Annotated in this window: 16 protein-coding genes; 8 read left to right on the top strand and 8 right to left on the bottom strand. The window is 62.3% G+C overall.

Features of this window, described 5'->3' with window-relative positions:
- Positions 1-57 precede the first annotated feature (57 nt).
- Positions 58-618 (bottom strand): LemA family protein, encoded by a 561-nt coding sequence (locus B2M20_RS13970; RefSeq protein ID WP_079447618.1) that lies wholly within the window; start codon positions 616-618, stop codon positions 58-60.
- A 264-nt stretch (positions 619-882) separates the two neighbouring features.
- On the opposite strand from B2M20_RS13970, the gene B2M20_RS13965 reads away from it, so the two are divergent.
- The gene (locus B2M20_RS13965; RefSeq protein ID WP_173816017.1) at positions 883-1,236 is read left to right on the top strand and encodes a YbaN family protein; all 354 of its coding nucleotides are present in this window, start codon (positions 883-885) and stop codon (positions 1,234-1,236) included.
- Between the two features lie 11 nt (positions 1,237-1,247).
- Here the strand turns inward: B2M20_RS13965 and B2M20_RS13960 are convergent, their stop codons facing one another.
- From B2M20_RS13960 to B2M20_RS13945, 4 genes are all read right to left on the bottom strand, one after another.
- Positions 1,248-2,291, bottom strand: coding sequence for a small ribosomal subunit Rsm22 family protein (locus B2M20_RS13960; protein ID WP_079447617.1), 1,044 nt, complete (start codon positions 2,289-2,291; stop codon positions 1,248-1,250).
- A gap of 42 nt (positions 2,292-2,333) precedes the next feature.
- The gene (smc, locus tag B2M20_RS13955) at positions 2,334-5,840 is read right to left on the bottom strand and encodes a chromosome segregation protein SMC (RefSeq protein WP_079447616.1); all 3,507 of its coding nucleotides are present in this window, start codon (positions 5,838-5,840) and stop codon (positions 2,334-2,336) included.
- A 305-nt stretch (positions 5,841-6,145) separates the two neighbouring features.
- Complete coding sequence (locus B2M20_RS13950; protein ID WP_079447615.1) at positions 6,146-6,808, bottom strand: DsbA family protein; 663 nt, start codon at positions 6,806-6,808, stop codon at positions 6,146-6,148.
- 104 nt (positions 6,809-6,912) lie between these two features.
- Complete coding sequence (locus B2M20_RS13945) at positions 6,913-7,392, bottom strand: DUF721 domain-containing protein (protein ID WP_079447614.1); 480 nt, start codon at positions 7,390-7,392, stop codon at positions 6,913-6,915.
- Positions 7,393-7,561: 169 nt separating this feature from the next.
- Here B2M20_RS13945 and B2M20_RS13940 point away from each other — a divergent pair, with 169 nt between their 5' ends.
- A complete protein-coding gene (locus B2M20_RS13940) occupies positions 7,562-8,785 on the top strand; it encodes an A/G-specific adenine glycosylase (protein WP_079447613.1) in 1,224 nt (407 codons plus the stop codon).
- A gap of 34 nt (positions 8,786-8,819) precedes the next feature.
- On the opposite strand, the gene B2M20_RS13935 is transcribed toward B2M20_RS13940, so the two are convergent.
- Both B2M20_RS13935 and B2M20_RS13930 read right to left on the bottom strand, forming a co-directional pair.
- The gene (locus B2M20_RS13935) at positions 8,820-9,506 is read right to left on the bottom strand and encodes a glutathione S-transferase family protein (protein ID WP_079447707.1); all 687 of its coding nucleotides are present in this window, start codon (positions 9,504-9,506) and stop codon (positions 8,820-8,822) included.
- Between the two features lie 153 nt (positions 9,507-9,659).
- Positions 9,660-10,793, bottom strand: a complete 1,134-nt coding sequence (locus B2M20_RS13930) for a site-specific DNA-methyltransferase (protein ID WP_079447612.1) — start codon at positions 10,791-10,793, stop codon at positions 9,660-9,662.
- Between the two features lie 539 nt (positions 10,794-11,332).
- Between B2M20_RS13930 and ypfJ the strand changes: the two genes are divergently transcribed.
- From ypfJ to B2M20_RS13905, 5 genes are all read left to right on the top strand, one after another.
- A complete protein-coding gene (ypfJ, locus tag B2M20_RS13925; RefSeq protein WP_079447611.1) occupies positions 11,333-12,256 on the top strand; it encodes a KPN_02809 family neutral zinc metallopeptidase in 924 nt (307 codons plus the stop codon).
- Positions 12,257-12,448: 192 nt separating this feature from the next.
- Positions 12,449-13,012 carry a molybdenum cofactor biosynthesis protein B gene (moaB, locus tag B2M20_RS13920; RefSeq protein ID WP_079447610.1) on the top strand — a complete coding sequence of 188 codons (564 nt, stop codon included), beginning with the start codon at positions 12,449-12,451 and terminating at the stop codon, positions 13,010-13,012.
- Between the two features lie 66 nt (positions 13,013-13,078).
- A complete protein-coding gene (locus B2M20_RS13915; protein WP_079447609.1) occupies positions 13,079-14,239 on the top strand; it encodes a PA0069 family radical SAM protein in 1,161 nt (386 codons plus the stop codon).
- Positions 14,240-14,365: 126 nt separating this feature from the next.
- Positions 14,366-15,097, top strand: a complete 732-nt coding sequence (locus tag B2M20_RS13910) for a ribonuclease HII (protein WP_079447608.1) — start codon at positions 14,366-14,368, stop codon at positions 15,095-15,097.
- A gap of 222 nt (positions 15,098-15,319) precedes the next feature.
- A complete protein-coding gene (locus B2M20_RS13905; protein WP_079447607.1) occupies positions 15,320-16,825 on the top strand; it encodes a glycosyltransferase family 39 protein in 1,506 nt (501 codons plus the stop codon).
- Between the two features lie 9 nt (positions 16,826-16,834).
- Here the strand turns inward: B2M20_RS13905 and B2M20_RS13900 are convergent, their stop codons facing one another.
- Complete coding sequence (locus B2M20_RS13900) at positions 16,835-17,689, bottom strand: uracil-DNA glycosylase (protein WP_079447606.1); 855 nt, start codon at positions 17,687-17,689, stop codon at positions 16,835-16,837.
- Between the two features lie 154 nt (positions 17,690-17,843).
- Here B2M20_RS13900 and B2M20_RS13895 point away from each other — a divergent pair, with 154 nt between their 5' ends.
- A complete protein-coding gene (locus tag B2M20_RS13895; RefSeq protein WP_079447605.1) occupies positions 17,844-19,505 on the top strand; it encodes an electron transfer flavoprotein-ubiquinone oxidoreductase in 1,662 nt (553 codons plus the stop codon).
- The last annotated feature ends 29 nt before the right edge of the window (positions 19,506-19,534 follow it).

Here is a 19,534-nt window from a genome sequence, read left to right as displayed (position 1 = left end):
TCTCCGAAGAACGGAAAGGAGAGTCCGTTCTGCCCGCTTCGATCCATTGCAAAAGCCTCAGAATTTCACCTGAGGCGTCTGTTCTACGGTCGCGCGGCTGGCACCGAGATCAAAAAACTCCTTGTGCGTGAAGCCAAACGTGCCCGCGAACAACGCTGCCGGCAGTTGCTGGATAGCGGTGTTGTATTCCTGAACAGCGTTGTTGAAGAAACGACGGCTTGCGGCGACCTTATTTTCAATGTCGGACAGTTCGCCGGCAAGCTGTTGGAAATTGGCATTGGCCTTGAGATCCGGATAAGCCTCCGACAACGCGATGAGCCGGCCAAGCGCACCGCTCAACTGGTTTTCGGCGGCGCCGACCTGCGCCGGCCCCTGCGCCGACATCGCGACGTTGCGAGCCTTGATGACGTCATCCAGTGTCCCGCGCTCATGCGCGGCATAGCCTTTCACGGTTTCGACAAGGTTCGGGATCAGGTCGTGACGCTGCTTGAGCTGCACATCGATATCGGCGAAGGCCTGACTGACGCGCTGGCTGAGTGCGACCAGCCGGTTATAGGCGACAAGCGCGAACACAGCGACGGCGACGATGACGCCGAGAACAATCAAGCCTGTCGACATGAGAAAAGCTCCTGATGAGAGGACGCGAACGCGGTCACCGTAGACGATATTCCGCGCGAACGGCAGGTTCCGCCGGGAGACGGCGCCCTTTGGTCGGGAAAACTCTTAGAAAAGTTCAAGTTGTTCGGTATTTTGTTCTGTGTGAAGCAGATGTAGGGTGTGGATGTGGTGGATCAGGATGGCGAGCGCATGATCGTGGACGAGCAATCTTTCGGCGCGGGCGTGGCTAGTGCCGTCGATCCGCGCACTAGCACGTCGCGAATGATGCGCGGCATTTTTCTGGTGCTGGGTATCTGTTTCGTCGCGCTCGGCTTTATCGGCGCGTTCCTGCCGGTGCTGCCGACGACGCCGTTTCTGATTTTGGCCGCCGCCTGTTTCGCCCGCTCTTCTCCCCGCCTTGAAAACTGGCTGTTGCAGCACCCGCGTTTTGGCTCGCTGCTACGTGGCTGGCGCGAGCGCGGCGCAATCCCTGTAAAGGCCAAGCTGATGGCGCTTGGCGGCATGGCGATCGGCTTTGCGGGATTCTGGTTCGGCAGCCATCCCGGCCCTTGGCTCACGGCGGCGGTGGTGCTTCTGATGCTGAGCGGGCTGATCTACGTCTTCTCGCGGCCGTCCTAATTTTCAAATAATCACGTCTCGGTCAGGTTGACGACGTCGCCCCAGCCGACGCGGCGCACACGGGAATAGCTGGCCTTGTCACGACGAGGAAATGTCGCGACGCCGGCGCTCCCATCGGGCTGACACAGCTTGATCCGCATTGCGGCCTTGGTGACGAGCGGCGGCGCCAGAACCCGTGCCGGACGTTGTCGGGCGGGCGTTCGGGCCAACGCGACATAGCTGAATTTTTCGTCCTCGAAAGGAAGCTCCACGCCCTTGATCTGCTTATGCGCGCGGGACCGCGGTAGCCGCTGCACGAAATGGCACCAGTCCGCCACAGCTTTTTGTTTTGATGCATTGTCTTCACGCGAAATGCCTGCCTCGCCTGACAACAACATGAGCGGACACTCGCCGTCATGCGGGCAGGGAGCGATGACATGCGCGCCGCGCGCGACCAGCTGGCGCCGCAGATCGAGGATTCGCTGGTAGCCGGCGGGCGTGCCGGGTTCGACGACCAGCAGCGTGTCGCGCGTCGCCGCCCACATCAAATCAGCGAGCGCGGCTTGCCGATCGGCGCTGAGTTCGCCGATGACATAGCTCGCGAGCACAAGATCGGCGCTCTCGGCTGCATTGTGAAGCCCGGCTGACGCGTCGTGTTGCACATAGCTGAGGCCGTTCAGTCGCACCGCATCGGCAGCGAGGTCCAGTGCGAGCGACCGCAGCGCCGGATTGGCGTCGATCGCCGAGAATGCGTCGAGGGAATCAAATGCCTGCGCAGCAGCCCATGTCGCCGTTCCGGGGCCGGCTCCGACATCGAGCAGGCTGATCGGTGTGAACTGTGGACGTATCTCGCGAAGCGCATTGAGGCTGGCCACCACGGCCGCATAGGTCGCGGGCATTCGCGCCAGCGCATAGGCTAGTGCGTCAGTTTCGTCCCGGATCGTGCTTGAACCGCCGCCGCTCCGATACGTTTGCGATATCGCGGCCGCGCGAGCTGCGGCATCGCTGCGGGTCAGGCCCTGCGCTTTCCGTTGTAAGGCAGCCTTCAGTTCGGCAGGAAGATCGGGCGGGATCATGGTGGTCTTTGTTCCCTCTCCCGCGACGGGAGAAGGAAGAGGTCACGCGACGTTCTGGTCGAGAATTTTCACCGCGTTTTCAAGATCGACCGACACCAGTTGCGAGACGCCACGCTCGGCCATGGTGACGCCGAACAGCCTGTTCATCCGCGCCATGGTGATCGGATTGTGGGTGATGATGATGAAGCGCGTCTCCGTGGATGACGTCATCTCGTGCAGGAGATTGCAGAACCGTTCGACGTTGTGGTCGTCGAGCGGCGCGTCGACTTCGTCCAGCACACAGATCGGTGACGGATTGGTGAGGAACACTGCGAAGATCAGCGCCAGTGCTGTCAGCGCCTGTTCACCACCCGAGAGCAGCGACAACGTCTGCGGCTTCTTGCCCGGCGGCTTGGCGATGATCTCGAGGCCGGCCTCAAGGGGATCGTCGCTCTCGATCAGGTGCAGCGCGGCCTCGCCGCCGCCGAACAGATCGATGAACAGCCGCTTGAAATGGGTGTTGACGGTCTCGAACGAGGTCAGAAGCCGCTCCCGCGCCTCGCGGTTGAGGCTCTGGATGCCGGTGCGCAGCTTCTTGATGGCCTCGACGAGGTCGTCGCGCTCGGTAGCGAGCGAGGTATGCTGGGTTTCGACCTCGCGCAATTCCTCCTCGGCGCGCAAGTTGACGGCGCCGAGACGGTCGCGGTCGCGGCGCAGCTTTTCGAGATCCGCCTCGATCTCCGGCAGCGGCGGCAGGTCGACGCCGGACTGAATTTCGGCCAGTGAAGCCACCGCGTCGGGTTCGACCTCGAGCATGTCGCGGATTTCGCGTTCGGTATCCTCGAGCCGCCGCTTGCTTCCGTCCATCCGCTCTTCGGCGCGCGCCGTAGCCTCGCGTGCGCTTGACAGCGACTCAAGCGAGATTTTCGCGGCGCGGTCGGTTTCTGCCATCACGGCTTCGGCGGCGGCGAGGGTATCGGCCGCGTCGCGGCGATCCTTTTGGGCGTGCTCGATCTCGCTGATGATCGCGCTACGCTTCTCTGAAAACAGCGCCGGCGCGTTGTCGAGGTCCGCGCGCTCGGCTCTGACCTCGGTCACGCGCGCTTCGATGGTCGCGATCTGCGACGCCGCACTTTGCTTACGGGTTTGCCATTCGTTACGTTCCGCCGATATCGCCTGCAGGCGGCGATCCGCGAGTTCGGCTTCGCGTGCGAGCGCTTGCGCCTCGGCGCGAACTTGCGCGGCGGCTCGTCGATGGCCGTCGATTTCTGTCCGTACCTCGCCGAGTTTGGTCTCGGTGTCCAGGCTCGGCGGCAATTCGCCGAGTGCGGATGTCGCCGTCTCATGAGCGGCGGCGGCTTCCATGCGGTCGGCAGTCAGGCGATTTTGCGCTTCGGTCAGCGCCGAGCGGCGCGCCGCGTGGCGATTGATCTCGCGCTCGGCGCTTGCATGACGTTCGCGCGCGGCATCGACCTCGCGCTGCGCTGCGCGCCAGGCATTGCGCGCCTCGCTCTCAGCCGATGCGGCGGCGGTGACGGCCTGGCTTGCTGCGGCGACGGCCTGCTGCGCCGTCTCCAGCGCCTGGCGCCGTTCGGAGACCTCGGTGCGTGCGCGCTCGATCTCGCTCTCGATATCGGCCAGCCGCGCGCGCTCGGCGAGGCGGCGCGCCGCGCCGGTCGGTGCATGGGCCGCGGTCACGAAGCCGTCCCAGCGCCAGACGTCGCCTTCGAGCGAGACCAGCCGCTGGCCGGTCTTCAGATGGGCAACCAGTTCCGCACCACGCTCTTTGGCGACGATGCCGATTTGCTTGAGACGCCGGGCCAATTCGGGCGGCGCCTGCACATGGGCCGCAAGCGATTCCACGCCTTCGGGCAGCGCCGGATCGTCCGCCGTGACGGCCACCCCGGTCCAGCGCATCGGCGCGGACTGATCCACTGGTGCGTCGAGGTCGTCGCCAAGCACGGCGCCGATCGCCTTCTCGTAGCCTTTGTCGACATTGATGCCGTCGATGATCGGCGGCCACAGGTTTTTGCTTTCGCCGTTGAGAATCTTGGCGATGGTCTTGGCTTCGGTCTCGAGCCGCTGCGCGCGCTTGTCAGCGTCCTGCAGCGGTCCGCGCGCCGCTTCGACGCCGGAGCGGGCGACCTCGAGCTGGCTGCGTGCGGCGGTATGTTCGGCCTCGCGCTCGCGAGTCAGGGTTTCCGATTGCGTCAGCGCTTCCTGCGCGCCCTGGATCGCCGCGGTGAGGGCATCGAGATCGCCGAACCCGCTGGTCTGCTGCGCCAGCGCTTCGGTCTCGCGCTGCACGTCTGCGATCTGCTGATCGACGCGAGCGAGGCGATCGCGATGGGTCCGCACGTTCGATTCAAGCTGGGTGCGCCTGGCGGTGAGGTCGGCCAGTACCCGTGTCAAATCAGCAAACGTGGCTTCGGCCGCAGCGAGCGTGGTTTCCGCCTGTGCTGCCCGTTCATCGACGCCACTGCGCGTTTCGACACGTGATTTGATTTCGTCCTTCAGCTCGGTGTCCTCGACATCGAGCCGCTGCAAGGCGGCGTCGGCGTCGGATGACTGTCGCTGCTCGCGCTCGACATCGGAAGCAAACTGTATCAGCCGCCGATCGAGTTCGGCGGCGCGCTCCTTCGCGCGTTCCTCTTCGCGGTCCAGCGTCTCGCGCGCATTGGTAAGGCGCTGCAGACCGGCGGCGGCGCGGGCTTCCGCCTCGCGCAGCGCCGGAAGTTCGGCGGCGCGTTCCGCCTGGAGGCGGGCGGCTTCGGCCTGCTCGCGGGTGCGTTCGGCCAACTCGCGGACATTGAGGTCGTGGGTTCTGGCGGCTTCCGCCACCTCGGCCTGAGCTTCGAGCCAGCGCAGGTGGAACAGCATCGCTTCCGCCTTGCGCACTTTCGCGGCGACGTCCCGATAACGGATCGCCTGCCGCGCCTGCTTCTTGAGCCCCTCCATCTGGCCGGCGAGTTGGCCAATCACGTCCTCGACGCGAGTGAGGTTGGTTTCGGCGGCCTTCAGCCGCAACTCGGCCTCGTGACGGCGAGCATGCAAGCCGGCCACGCCGGCGGCGTCTTCCAGCACGCGGCGGCGCTGTTCGGGTTTAGCCTGGATGATCTCGCCGATCTTGCCCTGGTGCACCAGCGCCGGAGAGCGCGCGCCGGTGGCTGCGTCGGCAAACAGAATCTGCACGTCGCGGGCGCGCACGTCCTTACCGTTGATACGGTAGACCGAGCCGGCCTCGCGCTCGATCCGGCGCGAAATCTCTAGCGCTTCGGAATCGTTGAGGGCGGAGGGCGCAGAGTGATCCGAATTGTCGATCGACATCACCACCTCGGCGTGGTTACGCGCCGGACGGTTGCCGCTGCCTGCGAAGATCACCGCGTCCATGTCGGCGGCGCGCAGCGATTTGTACGAGGTCTCGCCCATGGCCCAGCGCAGCGCCTCGACCAGATTGGACTTGCCGCAACCGTTCGGCCCGACCACGCCAGTGAGACCTGGCTCGATCACGAAATCGGTGGGTTCAACGAACGACTTGAAGCCGTGAAGGCGAAGGCGCGTGAGTTTCATGGACACTCTACTGTGCTTGCAAGACGCGAATCAGCCCACAGCCACAATACCACACGTACTGTCAGCAGCCCTGAGTCGCGCGCCTCGCGAGGTTCGACAATGGCGATAGCGACGTACCAGAGCAACCGCGCAGACAAGCTTTTCCAAAGGCTTTTGCAGGGGTTATAGCGTTTTCGAGCGAAGCGGATATCAGTTCGCGTGCAGAAAACGCGTCAGATCAAACCATAAAGTTCCGCTTCTGATTCCCCAGAAGTGGAAAGACCCTGGAACCTCAGCCGATGTCCGCCAACGTTTGTTTGCTACCCTCAGTTTTTCAACAAGGGATCGATCTTCTTCTTGAAGTCCTCGAATGCGATCTCGCCCTTCACCATGTCGCCGTTAATGAAGAACGTCGGTGTCGAATTCACCTTCAAAACCTCATTGGCGTATTTCTGGTCGGCCGCGATCTTGTCGAGCAAGGCCTGATCCTTCAGGCAGCTTTCAACCTCATCTCCCGTAAGTCCGGTCTGCTTGCCGATCAGTTTCAGCGATTCCGTGGTATTTGATCCGGTCCATGTGTCCTGTGACTTGAACAGCGTATCGATCACGGCGAAATATTTTCCCGCGTCGTCCTTGGCGATGCAGCGGGCCAGCATCGCGCCGGCGGCGGCCTTGATGTCGAGCGGAAACTCGCGGAACACATAGCGAATCTTGTTGGTGTCGATATAGTCCGTCTTGATCTTCGGAAACACATCTTCCGCGAACCGCGAGCAATGCGGGCACGTCATCGAGGCATATTCGGTGATAGTGACGACGGCGTCCTTGGGGCCGAGCGCCATGTCCGGCAGCGAAACGGGTTTGGCCACGTCTGTGGCGGTGGCGCTCTGGGCCATGGCCTCACCGATCAGGCGCAATGGCGAAAGACCTACGAAGGCGGCGAGTCCGCCCAATGCGAGGGCGGCATTAACGGCGCGGCGCGTAATGATCAACGGTCTTCTCCCGAAAACGGCGCAAGCGCCCTGACGACAATTGTTCGCTAGCTTGAAACCAGAATTGTGGCAATGGCGCGCTGTCGGTGTGCTCCACCATCGCGTCAATTCCGCTTGATCGAGGCGCCGAGTCGCGCCAGCGCCGTACGCAGATCGTTGTCCTCGATAGAGGACAGCGTTTCCGCCACCTGTGCCACGTCCGTCGCGTCGGGCAGCCGTGAGGCATTCCGCACGGAGTTGCGCGACAAAGGAGCTTGGCGCAAGGCCAGCCGGCCGACCGCGTTCCAGCCGAAGAACCGATTGACCCTTTGCAGAATGACATCGGAGGAATGCTGGATTTCCAGTGCGACAGGACCTTCGACCCGCAATACCAGCGTCGCCGGTTCCTGCTTCTGCCCCTCGATCGGACGAGGCCACTGGATCTTCATCGGTTCGGAATGTGCGGCGATCTCGGGTCCGGCGATTTCCGCCCAGCGGGTCACCAGTTCGCGTGAGGCGAATCCCTGCCGCGCATAGGCATCGGAGAAGACATCACCGAGCAATGCCGACAACGGCTTGGCTGAGATCGGGCCGGGCTTGGACATCACCGCTTTTATAGCATGTTGGTTCTCATTTGGGATGCGGTTGAAAAATATGCCGTCATGGCTAGGCTTGTTCCAGCCATCCGCGTACGGAACGAATAAAGACGTGGATGCCCGCGACAGGCGCGGGCATGACGGTGAGAGAATGTCGTCGAACGCCTCGAGTCGGTAAATGGCGCTATCCGTGGAAAACAACGAGCGAAGGGAAGCTCCTGCGCCAACGGGCCGTCCCACGCGGCTGCTGGCCTGGTACGACCGTAACCGCCGCCGGCTGCCGTGGCGCGCGCTGCCCGGCGAGGCTATCGATCCCTATCGGATCTGGCTGTCCGAGATCATGCTGCAGCAGACGACCGTGAAGGCGGTCGGGCCTTATTTCGAGAAGTTTCTGGCGCGCTGGCCGGACGTTGAGGCGATGGGACGCGCGTCGCTCGACGATATCTTACGGATGTGGGCCGGGCTCGGTTACTATTCGCGCGCGCGCAATCTTCATGCCTGCGCTGTTGCGGTGCTGCGCGATCACGGCGGTCGATTTCCCGATACGGAAGAGGACTTACGGGCGCTGCCGGGGATCGGTCCCTATACCGCGGCGGCGATCGCCGCCATCGCCTTCAATCGCCGCACCATGCCGGTCGACGGCAATATCGAACGGGTTGTGACACGGCTGTTCGCTGTGGACGAGCCGTTGCCGAAGGCGAAGCGGCGCATTCAAACACTTGCCGCGACGTTGCTCGGACCCTCGCGAGTCGGTCGCGACGGAAAGAACTGCGCTGGTCGCGACATGAAAATACGCGCTGGTCGCGACAGCAAGAGCCGCGCTGGAGATATCGCGCAGGCGCTGATGGATCTTGGCGCCGCCATTTGCACGCCGAAGAAGCCTGCCTGCGTGCTGTGTCCGCTGAACGATGATTGTGCCGCGCGAGCTCGCGGCGATCAGGAGACCTTCCCTCGTAAGGTACCGAAGAAGGCGGGCGAGTTGCGGCGCGGCGCGGCCTTCGTTGTGAGGCGTGGCAACGACGTGCTGGTCCGCACGCGGCCGGCAAAAGGCCTGCTTGGCGGCATGACTGAAGTTCCGACATCGACGTGGCTTGCCGCGCAGGATGATGTGGCTGCTCTGAAGCAGGCGCCATGCTTTGAAAGCGCTCCGCGCTGGCAGCGCAAGGCTGGCACGGTCACGCATGTTTTCACGCATTTTCCGCTGGAGCTTGCGGTTTATACCGCAACCGTTACCGCGCGAACCGCGATGCCTGACGGCATGCGCTGGGTGCCGATCGCGCGACTGAAAGACGAGGCGTTGCCCAATCTGATGCGCAAGGTCATTGCGCATGGCTTGGGTGAGAATAAGGAAATCAGTGTAGCTGCAAACCGCCGCAAGCAACAAAAAGACCCTCCGGCGTGAGCCGAAGGGTCTTTATTCCTCATGAAGCGACGGATCAGGCCACCTTCGTCTTCATGTGGCGATACAGGAAGCCCAAAGCGTCCTCGTCGTTTTCGGTCTTGAAGGTAAACTTGTCCTTCAGCACGCTCGCTCTGGCCGCGGCCGGGCGCGCCGAGACCTCGTCGAGCAGCCGCTTGAAGTTCGGATATTTGGCGACGCTGCTCTCGCCGATAATGCGGGGCGCCATGCGCGCCCAGCCCCAGAACGCCATATCGACGATCGTATATGTGTTTCCGACCATGTAGCGGCTGCCCGCGAGATGATCGTCGAGAACCTTGTAGTGACGATGCGCCTCAAACAGGTAGCGGTTGACCGCATAGTCCATGCCCTTCGGCGCGTAGTCCTTGAAATGCACGGCCTGTCCGGAATACGGCCCGAGGCCGCTCGCGATGAACATCATCCACGACAGCAGTTGCGCGCGATTGGCCGGCGTGTTGTCCGGCATGAACTTGCCCGTCTTTTCGCCGAGGTAAAGAAGGATGGCATTGCTGTCGAATACGACCACGCCGTCGTCGTCGATCGCCGGTACTTTGCCGTTCGGATTCACTTTCAGGAATTCCGGCTTGAACTGGTCGCCCTTGCGGGTGTCGATCGGCACGAGTTCGAAAGGGAGGCCGGCTTCTTCCAGAAATAGCGCAACCTTGTTGGGGTTCGGCGCGCCATTGAAATAGAACTTGAGCATCATAAGCCCCTTTGTTCTTGGCATGAGTTGGGGACGCGGCTGGCTGTCCGCGAGCAGCCATTCCATGCTAGGATTTTTCGATTAAATGCAACCGGGGATTTGGCGCTTACCGCGCGGCTATCCGATGCGTGGATGGAGCGCGTTCGGAACGCCTCAGCCTGCCGCCATCATCTGATTGCGGATTTCAGCGCGCAGCTCATCGATCAGCCGGAGACCTTTGCTGGTTTCGATGTGCCAGAAGGTCCAGCCGTTGCACGCGCCTGCGCCTTGCGCCATCGCTCCGATCCGATGAATCGAGCCGACCTTGTTACCGAGCATGATGGCCCCGTCGGCGCGTACCAGCGCGCCGTGGCGCTTCTTTGCATCGACGAGTTTTGCGCCGGGCGAGATCATGCCGCGCTCGATCAATTCGGAAAAAGCCACGCGCGGTGCCTCGCGCGCCGTCATGAAAGGGGCAAGGGTAGCTTCGGGAAGCGGTTCGATCGCCGCGATGCGTTTCTCGGCGGCGGCCGCGTAGGTTCGGTCGCGTTCGAACCCGATATAGTTGCGGCCGAGACGTCTGGCGACCGCGCCTGTGGTGCCGGTGCCGTTGAACGGATCGATGACGAGATCGCCAGGCTTCGACGACGAGAGCAGCACTCGTGCCAGCAGACCCTCGGGCTTCTGGGTCGGATGAACCTTGCGGCCGTCCTTGTCTTTCAATCGCTCGTTACCGGTGCACAGCGGAATCAGCCAATCCGAGCGCGCCTGCACGTCCTCGTTGGCGGCTTTCAACGCCTCGTAGTTAAACGTGTAGCCTTTGGCGTTCTCGTCGCGCGCAGCCCAGATCATGGTTTCATGGGCGTTGGTGAAGCGGCGGCCGCGGAAATTCGGCATCGGATTGGTCTTGCGCCAGACGATATCGTTCAGCACCCAGAAGCCGAGATCCTGCATGATCGCGCCAACGCGGAAGATATTGTGATATGATCCGATCACCCAGATGGTGGCCGACGGTTTCATGGCGCGGCGGCATGCGAGCAACCAGGCGCGGGTGAAATCGTCGTAAGCAGCGAAAGACGAGAACTTGTCCCAGTCGTTGTTCACTGCATCGACGTGCGATTCGTCGGGACGCTTGAGTTCGCCCTTGAGCTGCAGATTGTAGGGGGGATCCGCAAATACCAGATCGACCGATCCGGATGGAAGCTTCGACATCTCGGCGACACAGTCGCCAACAATGATGCGCGATGCGGGAGAGTCAAATTTGGTGCGGGGCGCCCTTGCAGACGCCCCGCGACGCGACACACCCATGACTCGAATACTCTGACTCAGGCGACGCTGTCGGCGACGCGGGACCAAACAACCGACTGGCGCTACAGTGACTTGCCAAAGTAAAAATCGACTTAATTGTAGAGAGCTTTCGTTCAGCGAAATGCAAGTTTGGCAATGATGCGCGGGTTTCAAAAGCTGGTGCGCGCAACCATTATTTGGTCCGCCCGCGATGGCGGGTCGTGGTTTCATCGTCGGCGCTGATGGAAAGAATTTCGTTTGTGGTATTTTGCAAGCCGCTAGGTCAGTTTTTCTGAACCTGAACCACGCTTAAATTATAGAGCCATTGGTGCCCGCGTGGAATCCGAAGTTCGCATCAGATTATCGTCGCGAACTTCGAATTAGCGGCACTATCTTTTTGATTAGACGCGTTTTCTTCACGCGAACCGGATGTCACTTCGCTCGAAAACGCTATAGGCAATTGTTGCCGGGCAGGCTATTGAATAACGAGATGAAAATTTGAATTGGGCGCCGCCACTTGCGGCTAGGTTAGCGATTGATCGGACACGAGGACGGACCTCATGCGTGATGACGATTTTCGCCAGAGCGACAACATCGACGACCGTCGCGAGGATGGCGGATTCGGCGGAGGAGGCGGTGGATTTGGTCGACGCGGCGGCCTCGGCATCGGCACCATTATCATCCTCGGCCTGGTCGGCTATGCATTCGGCATCGATCCGCGCCTCCTCATCGGAGGTGCGGAGATCCTGACCGGCGGCGGCCAGTCGCCGAGCTATCAGACGGACGACCGCCCGTCACCTGGCAAGTCCGGTGCGCCGACCGACGATATGGGCAAGATGATCTCCGGCGTGTTGGGTGAGATCGACGATCGCTGGCACGAAATCTTTCAGGCCAGCGGGCAAAATTATTCCGGCCCCCGTATCGTGCTGTTCCGCAATGCCACAAATGGCGGTCGCTGCGGTATGGCGCAGTCCGCGATGGGACCGTTCTATTGCCCGCCGGACAAGCAGATCTTCCTCGACACCAATTTCTTCAAACAGGTGGAAACGCGCTTCCGTGGCTGCTCGGGCAGCGCTTGCAGGTTCACCGCTGCTTACATCATTGCGCACGAGGCCGGGCATCACATTCAGAACCTGCTCGGCATTCTCCCGAAGGTGACGCGATTGCAGCAGCAGGCCGGCAGCAAGGCAGAGGCGAACGAACTGCAGGTCAGAGTCGAACTTCAGGCGGATTGCCTTTCCGGCGTTTGGGTCAATCGTGAGGCGAAGAAGCGTCCGAACTTCCTCGAACCGGGCGATATTGACGCTGCGTTGACCACGGCAACGGCGATCGGCGACGATACGTTGCAGCGTCAGGCGACTGGCCGCGTGGTGCCAGACTCGTTCACGCATGGTTCGGCGGCGCAGCGCAAGCGCTGGTTCATGATCGGCTACCAGCAGGGCAGCGTGCAAGCGTGCAACACCTTCGCGACGGACGATTTGTAATGGTGTTGGCAAAGCTCAATTCCTTTTACCTCTCCCCGTGGTTACGGGGGGAGGTTGAGCTTCTCGGTAGCGCAAATGCGCGCCTGAGCAGTTCGGGTGAGGGGATCTTTGCAACGTCGGCAGCCCCTCACCCTAACCCTCTTCCCGCGAGCGGGGAGAGGGAGCGCGCTGAACCTTGATCACGGGACCGCCATGCCGTCCATCGACGAGACAAAGCCCTTCGTCCCCCTTAACATCGCGGTGCTGACCGTCTCTGACACGCGCTCGCTTGAAGAGGACAAGTCGGGTGCGACGCTGTCCGAGCGGCTGACCGTCGCGGGTCACAAGCTCGGCGCGCGCGAGATCGTCATCGACGATGTCGAGGCGATCCGCACCCTGATGAAAAGATGGATTGCTGACCCCGGCATCGACGTCATCATCACCACCGGCGGCACCGGCTTCACGGGGCGCGACGTCACCCCGGAGGCGGTCGAGCCGCTATTCGACAAGCGGATGGACGGCTTTTCGATCGCTTTCCACATGCTGAGTCACGCCAAAATCGGCACCTCGACGATCCAGAGCCGCGCAACCGCCGGCACCGCAGGTTCCACCTTCATCTTCTGCTTGCCGGGATCCCCGGGCGCCTGCCGGGACGGCTGGGACGGTATCCTCGCGCACCAGCTTGATTACCGCACCCGTCCCTGCAACTTCGTCGAGATCATGCCGCGGCTGGATGAACATCTTCGCCGGCCGAAGGCGAAAGGAGCGTCGGCCTGATAGCTGATTGATTGGGGCAGAACATTATGTTCTTGATTTGTTCCGATTTGGTGCTATGTTCTCATTATGAGCAGCGCCTCTCTCGCCCGCAGGTATCCGCCAGTCACGCCGCCCCCCGCATCGGCGGCCGCCTCGCCCTTTGCCGAGATTGAGGTCGCAATCGATCATGAGCGGCGGAGGGGGCGCGGCGCGCAATCCAACGTCAGCGGTCGATACGAGACGGAGGCGCGAACGGCGTTCGACGATGGCTGGCAGAGCCTCGACGATCTGCCGCCGTTCAAAACCACGGTTGCTGTTGACGCCGCGCGGAAAGTCATCACCCGCAACGACTCGCCTGACATCAGTTTCGACCGCTCGATCAACCCTTATCGGGGCTGCGAGCACGGCTGCGTCTATTGTTTCGCAAGGCCGACCCACGCTTATCTTGGCCTGTCGCCGGGGCTGGATTTCGAATCGAAGCTGTTCGCGAAGCCGGACGCACCGGCATTGCTGGAGAAGGAACTGGCCGCGGAGGGCTACGAGCCGAAGATGATCGCGATCGGAACCAACACCGATCCCTATCAGCCGATCGAGCGTGACCGGAAAATCATGCGCGGCATTCTCGAAGTGCTCGAGCGCGCCTCGCATCCGGTCGGTATCGTCACGAAATCGGCGTTGGTGACACGCGACATCGATATCCTTGCGCGAATGGCGAAGCGCAATCTCGCCAAGGTAGCGATTTCCGTGACGTCGCTCGATTCCCGGCTCGCGCGCTCGATGGAGCCGCGGGCATCGACGCCAATGAGGCGACTGGAAGCACTGCGCAAACTGTCGGAAGCGGGCATTCCGACCACGGTGATGGTGGCCCCCGTAATTCCGGCGCTGAATGACTGCGAGATCGAGCGGATTCTCGATGCTGCTGCATATGCCGGCGTCAGGGAAGCCAACTATGTGCTGCTGCGCCTTCCGCGGGAAGTGCGCGACCTGTTCCGCGAATGGCTCATGGCGAGCTATCCGGATCGCTACCGTCATGTGTTCACGCTGATCCGCGATATGCGCAATGGCCGCGATTACGATTCACAATGGGGTACACGGATGAAGGGCGCGGGACCGATCGCTTGGATGATCGGCCGCCGCTTCGAGATCGCTTGCGAGAAACTTGGGCTCAATAAGAAGCGCTCAAAGCTGACGATGGACCATTTCGCCAAGCCGAAATGCAACAGCGGACAGCAGTTGAGCCTGTTCTGAGCAGAGCTGAGGCCGTTGCGGGACGAGCAAACCGGTAGCCATTTTGACTTGAAAGACGCTTCAGGAGAGCGGGCATAAATCCGTTTCGGCATTGTCTCCGGGTTTCCCCACCCGCACTATCTCCGAATGATTCGGGGTCGATCCAGGGACCAGCCAGGGAAATCGCCGGCCGTCGCGCAGCCGAGCTTCCGGCGCGAGCGTGGGCTGATGCAGCGTGGCGTTTGGCCGGTCGCGGGTTGCGACGAGGTCGGGCGCGGGCCATTGGCAGGACCGGTGGTTGCCGCCGCGGTCGTGCTGGATCCGAAGCGTATTCCCAAAGGCATCGATGATTCCAAACGTTTGACCGCTGCGCGCCGCGAGGAGCTGTTCGAGGAAATTGTGGCGACCGCATCTTTCGCGGTGGCCTGCGCGCCGATCGCACGGATCGACCGCGACAATATCTTGCGCGCATCGTTGTGGGCGCTCGCGCGCGCGGTCCATGCGTTGCCGGACACGCCGAAGCACGTCTTCGTCGATGGTCGCGACAGAATCGAGATCGCCTGCGAGTGCGAGCCGGTGATCGGCGGCGACGGGCTCGTGCTGTCGATTGCCGCCGCCTCGATCGTTGCCAAGGTCACGCGCGACCGGCTGATGTGCAAGCTGGCGCAGGACTGCCCCGGCTACGGCTTCGAGACACATAAGGGTTACGCGGTCCCCGGGCATCTCGAAGCGCTCGGCCGTCTCGGGCCAAGCCCTCATCATCGCAGCTTCTTTGCGCCGGTTGCTGCGGCGCGCGAACGTCACCGTGCTTCGCCCACCGGGGAAAGCGTCTCCGCGAGCGAAACGTCGACCCGAGGAGCGGTCGAGGCGGCAATCTGACCTGGTAAGATCTGACCTGGCAGGCTGGTTGCTTCGCCGGTTCATGCGCCGTATCACTCGCAGCCGCCTCCCTCCCGCGCACTTCGGAGCCCGGTTCAACTGTGTTGAATCGGACTCTGGCCTTAACTTTTTGATCGAGCATGATCTTATCCGAAAACCGGTTTCCACTTTTCGGGATCATGCTCTAAGAACTCCGCAAGACCCGCCGCCATCAGGTCCTTCATGCGCTTCACATCGCTGGTCGTCGAACTGATCCGCGCCAGACCGCTTTTGGTATTCTGGATCGTGGTGCTGTTTCAGGCAGCGATGTGGCTGTTGGTGCCCTTGCTGCTGTATCCGGCTCCGCCAGGTGATCTTGCGACTGCGCTGGCGTTTGGCCGGGAATATCTGGTCGGAACGGATCTCGGACCGCCTCTCGCGTTCTGGCTCGCGGACATCGCCTATCGCGCAGCCGGCAACCACATTTTCGGCGTCTACTTGTTGTCGCAGCTTTGCTTCATCGTTGCATTCCGGGTTCTGTTCGAACTGGCCCGGACTATCGTCGGTAGCCAGCAGGCTGTTCTGGCGGTTTTGCTGACTGTGACGGTCACCGCGTACGGGGCGCCCGGCCTGACGTTCGGTCCGTCGGTGCTCGCTCTGCCGCTGTGGTCGCTGTTGTTGCTGCATGGGTGGCGGATTGTCGGGCAGGGCCGCAATGCATGGTTCGCGCTATCGATCGAAGCCGGTCTGCTGCTGCTGACCACGCCGGCTGCCGCCGGATTGTTGCTGGCCCTCACCGTGTTCGCCTTGGCGACGGAGCGGGGCCGAAATGCCCTGGGTTCGGTCGATCCGCTGTTTGCGCTGCTGGTGATCGCGGTGCTCGCGTTGCCCTACCTGATCTGGCTGGTGCGCGCGGATGCACTCGGCGCGCCGCCTTGGCCCGATATTTTCGAACTGCATTTGCGGCTGTTGCGCTGGAGCGAACTGCTCCTCGCGCTCGTGTTCGCGACGGCTGGCCTTTTGCTGCTGGTTGTCCTCAATTCCAGTTTCGTCAATCGGAAGCCTGAGGACGCGCCGGTGATCGTGCGGCCGCCAGTGGATCCGTTGGCGCAGACATTCGTCTATGCCTTCGCCCTCGCGCCGGCCCTCGGCGGAAGTCTGGTGGCGGCCCTGTTCGGGGTCGATCACGTCATCGGAGGCGCACCGATTGCGCTGTCGATGTCTGGTCTGGCGGTTGTCCTGCTTTCCGGCGATCTCATCCATCTACGCCGTCTGCGTGTACTTCGCGTGGCGTGGCTCGCCGCCGTCGTGGCTCCGGCGCTGGCTGTGATTGCGACTGTCATTGTTCAGCCGTGGTTCGCCAACACCGAGGTTGCGACATCTATCCCGGCATCTGCCATCGGCACTTTCTTTGGCGAGAATTTCGAGCGTCGCACCAATCGCCCGCTGCCGGCTGTCGCGGGCGATCCGCTGCTTGCGGCCCTCGTCGCGCTCGGTCCCTCGCGACCCCATCTCCTGCTCGATGCGAGTCCCGAGCGCACGCCGTGGATAACGTCGGCAAAGTTCACCGAACTCGGCGGGGTCGTGGTCTGGCGAGCGTCCGACACCGCGGGTACGCCGCCCGAAGCCATTGCCAAGCGGTTTCCGGGCATTGTGCCGGAGATTCCGCGCACGTTTGGGCGTCTCGTCAACGGCCGGCTGCCTTTATTGCGGATCGGTTGGGCCATCGTCCGGCCGAAAGCGCTGTGACGCCTTCCTTCAGGTGGATGCCGATTGCTCCGGCGTCTTATCTTCCAGTGCCCTGGCGACGGCGCGTAAGTCCAGCCACGCCATCCGCTTGTAGGACGGTGAGCGCAGGAGGTATGCCGGATGGAACGTCGCCATCGCACGGATTGTTCGCATACCGGTGTCGTAGTCGAACCATTTGCCGCGGGTTCTCATGATTCCCTCACGGGTTTGCAGGAGCGTCTGCGTTGAGGGATTGCCGAGGGTGACCAGAACGTCAGGGTTCACCAGTTCGATCTGGCGTCGGATGAACGGCAGGCAAATCTGAGTTTCCTGCGGCGTCGGCGTCCGGTTGCCGGGCGGGCGCCATGGAATGACGTTGGCGATGTAGACGTCGCTGCGCTTGAGGCCTATCGCCCCTATCATCCGGTTGAGAAGTTGCCCTGAACGGCCGACGAACGGCAAGCCCTCGATGTCCTCGTCGCGCCCCGGCGCCTCGCCGACGAACATCAGCCGCGCCTGCGGGTTGCCGTCGGCGAAGACCAGTCGCGAAGCGGTGAATTTCAGCGCGCAGCCCTCGAAGCTCTCGAGCAGGGCGCGCAGAGCGTCGAGTGAGGGGGCGGTGCGGGCGGCCTCGCGCGCGGATTCGATCGCAATGTCTGGCGGCGGGGCAATTCCGGCGCGAGGTGCTGCCGTGGCGGTCTGGCGAGGCGGCTGCCGTGCCGCGACGGGAGCGGTTCCCGCCTCAGCGGCGGCTGGCCGGTCGGGAGGTGTCAGATCAGGCGTGGAGAGGCGGTCGATCGGTTCATCCCCCAGCGCACAGTCGACCCCCGCTTCGAGATAGAAGGTCAGGAGTTCCCGCACAGTGGTCGCTTGATCTGATGTCATGTGGGATCCACGATTTGCCGGACACGAACCTGCAAGGGGGTCTGCGTGGAACGCAGGACGGGTGCTTTCCCTGGTTGTTCTCGAGTAAAAAATCGGAAACAACAAGCCGCAGAAGCATTACAAACGCGAAGGTCGCCGGTTGCGGAAGCAGAACATGAGCAGCGACGAATTGCCACCGCGCGAGTCGATGGATTTCGATGTCGTTATCGTTGGCGCGGGACCATCCGGCCTGTCGGCGGCGATCCGGCTCAAGCAGCTCGATTCCGATCTTAGTATCGTCATCGTTGAAAAAGGGTCGGAGGTCGGCGCCCATATCCTGTCCGGCGCGGTGATCGATCCTGCCGGGCTCGACAAGCTGGTGCCGGACTGGCGGAACGATCTCGATTGCCCCCTCAAGACGCAGGTCAAAGACGACCGGTTCTATTGGATGACGCGGGGTAGCGCGATCCGGCTTCCCGGCTTCCTCATGCCGCCGCTGATGAACAATCATCACTGCTACATCGGCTCGCTCGGCAACGTCTGCCGCTGGCTTGCGCGGAAAGCGGAAGCGCTCGGTATCGAAATCTATCCCGGCTTCGCGGCAACGGAAGTGCTCTACAACGACGATGGCGCGGTGCGCGGCATTGCGACCGGCGACATGGGCGTCGCACGGGACGGCTCGCGAAAGAGTTCCTACACACGCGGCATGGAACTGCTCGGCAAGTATACGCTGTTCGCGGAAGGCGCCCGGGGCAGCTTGTCGAAGCAGTTGAATGCGAGATTTGCGCTCGACAAGACCAGTGAACCGCCAGAATTCGGTATCGGCTTCAAGGAGGTCTGGCAGGTCGACCCCGCCCGGCATCGCAACGGGCTGATCCAGCACTCATTCGGTTGGCCGCTGAACAATTCCACCGGCGGCGGCTCGTTTCTCTATCACTATGACGACGATCGCGTCGCCGTCGGATTCGTGGTTCACCTCAACTATGACGATCCGTACCTGTCACCGTTCGATGAGTTCCAGCAGTTCAAGACCCATCCCGCGATCCGGAGCGTGTTCGAAGGCGGCAAACGGCTCGCCTACGGTGCGCGCGCCATCACCGAGGGCGGCTACCAGTCGGTGCCGCGCCTAACCTTTCCGGGCGGCGCGCTGATCGGCTGCGCGGCGGGATTCGTTAACGTTCCGCGCATCAAGGGCGTTCACAACGCAATGGGCAGCGGAATGCTGGCTGCGGAGCACGTCGCTGCGGCGCTCGGCAGCGGGCGCGCCAACGACGAGATCGCCGAATATGAGAATGCCTGGCGCGGTTCCGCGGTCGGCAGGGATCTATTCAAGGTCCGTAACGTCAAGCCGTTATGGTCGAAGTTCGGCACCCTCGCCGGGGTGGCGTTGGGCGGCCTTGACATGTGGACCAACACTTTGTTCGGTTTCTCGTTGTTGGGAACTTGGCCGCACGCAAAGCCGGACGGTCAGACGCTCGACCCAGCCAGAGCCCATGTGCGGATCGTCTATCCGAAGCCGGACGGCAAACTGACCTTCGACAAACTTTCGTCGGTGTTCCTCTCCAACACCAATCACGAGGAGGATCAGCCGGTTCATTTGAAGGTCGCCGATATGACCCTGCAGAAGACCTCGGAACACGACGTGTATGCCGGTCCGTCGAGCCGTTATTGTCCTGCCGGCGTTTATGAATGGGTGGAGGAAGGCTCGACCGTGCGTTATCAGATCAACGCGCAGAACTGCGTCCACTGCAAGACCTGTGATGTGAAAGACCCAAATGGCAACATCACCTGGGTGCCGCCCGAAGGGGGCGGTGGACCCAACTACGAGGCGATGTGATCTGCGGATGCCTGCGATTATGAGCGCGG

Source organism: Nitrobacter vulgaris, from assembly GCF_002028545.1.
In the GTDB taxonomy this organism is placed as follows: Bacteria; Pseudomonadota; Alphaproteobacteria; order Rhizobiales; family Xanthobacteraceae; genus Nitrobacter; species Nitrobacter vulgaris.
The sequence above is the reverse complement of the archived record's forward strand: the minus strand, read 5'-3'. Positions and strand labels throughout refer to the sequence as shown.

Coding starts and splice junctions, on each gene's coding strand:
- B2M20_RS13970 (WP_079447618.1), bottom strand. CDS start 618: ATGTCGACAGGCTTGATTGTTCTCGGCGTCATCGTCGCCGTCGCTGTG.
- B2M20_RS13965 (WP_173816017.1), top strand. CDS start 883: ATGCGCGGCATTTTTCTGGTGCTGGGTATCTGTTTCGTCGCGCTCGGC.
- B2M20_RS13960 (WP_079447617.1), bottom strand. CDS start 2,291: ATGATCCCGCCCGATCTTCCTGCCGAACTGAAGGCTGCCTTACAACGG.
- smc (WP_079447616.1), bottom strand. CDS start 5,840: ATGAAACTCACGCGCCTTCGCCTTCACGGCTTCAAGTCGTTCGTTGAA.
- B2M20_RS13945 (WP_079447614.1), bottom strand. CDS start 7,392: ATGTCCAAGCCCGGCCCGATCTCAGCCAAGCCGTTGTCGGCATTGCTC.
- B2M20_RS13940 (WP_079447613.1), top strand. CDS start 7,562: ATGGCGCTATCCGTGGAAAACAACGAGCGAAGGGAAGCTCCTGCGCCA.
- B2M20_RS13935 (WP_079447707.1), bottom strand. CDS start 9,506: ATGCTCAAGTTCTATTTCAATGGCGCGCCGAACCCCAACAAGGTTGCG.
- B2M20_RS13930 (WP_079447612.1), bottom strand. CDS start 10,793: ATGGGTGTGTCGCGTCGCGGGGCGTCTGCAAGGGCGCCCCGCACCAAA.
- ypfJ (WP_079447611.1), top strand. CDS start 11,333: ATGCGTGATGACGATTTTCGCCAGAGCGACAACATCGACGACCGTCGC.
- moaB (WP_079447610.1), top strand. CDS start 12,449: ATGCCGTCCATCGACGAGACAAAGCCCTTCGTCCCCCTTAACATCGCG.
- B2M20_RS13915 (WP_079447609.1), top strand. CDS start 13,079: ATGAGCAGCGCCTCTCTCGCCCGCAGGTATCCGCCAGTCACGCCGCCC.
- B2M20_RS13910 (WP_079447608.1), top strand. CDS start 14,366: ATGATTCGGGGTCGATCCAGGGACCAGCCAGGGAAATCGCCGGCCGTC.
- B2M20_RS13905 (WP_079447607.1), top strand. CDS start 15,320: ATGCGCTTCACATCGCTGGTCGTCGAACTGATCCGCGCCAGACCGCTT.
- B2M20_RS13900 (WP_079447606.1), bottom strand. CDS start 17,689: ATGACATCAGATCAAGCGACCACTGTGCGGGAACTCCTGACCTTCTAT.
- B2M20_RS13895 (WP_079447605.1), top strand. CDS start 17,844: ATGAGCAGCGACGAATTGCCACCGCGCGAGTCGATGGATTTCGATGTC.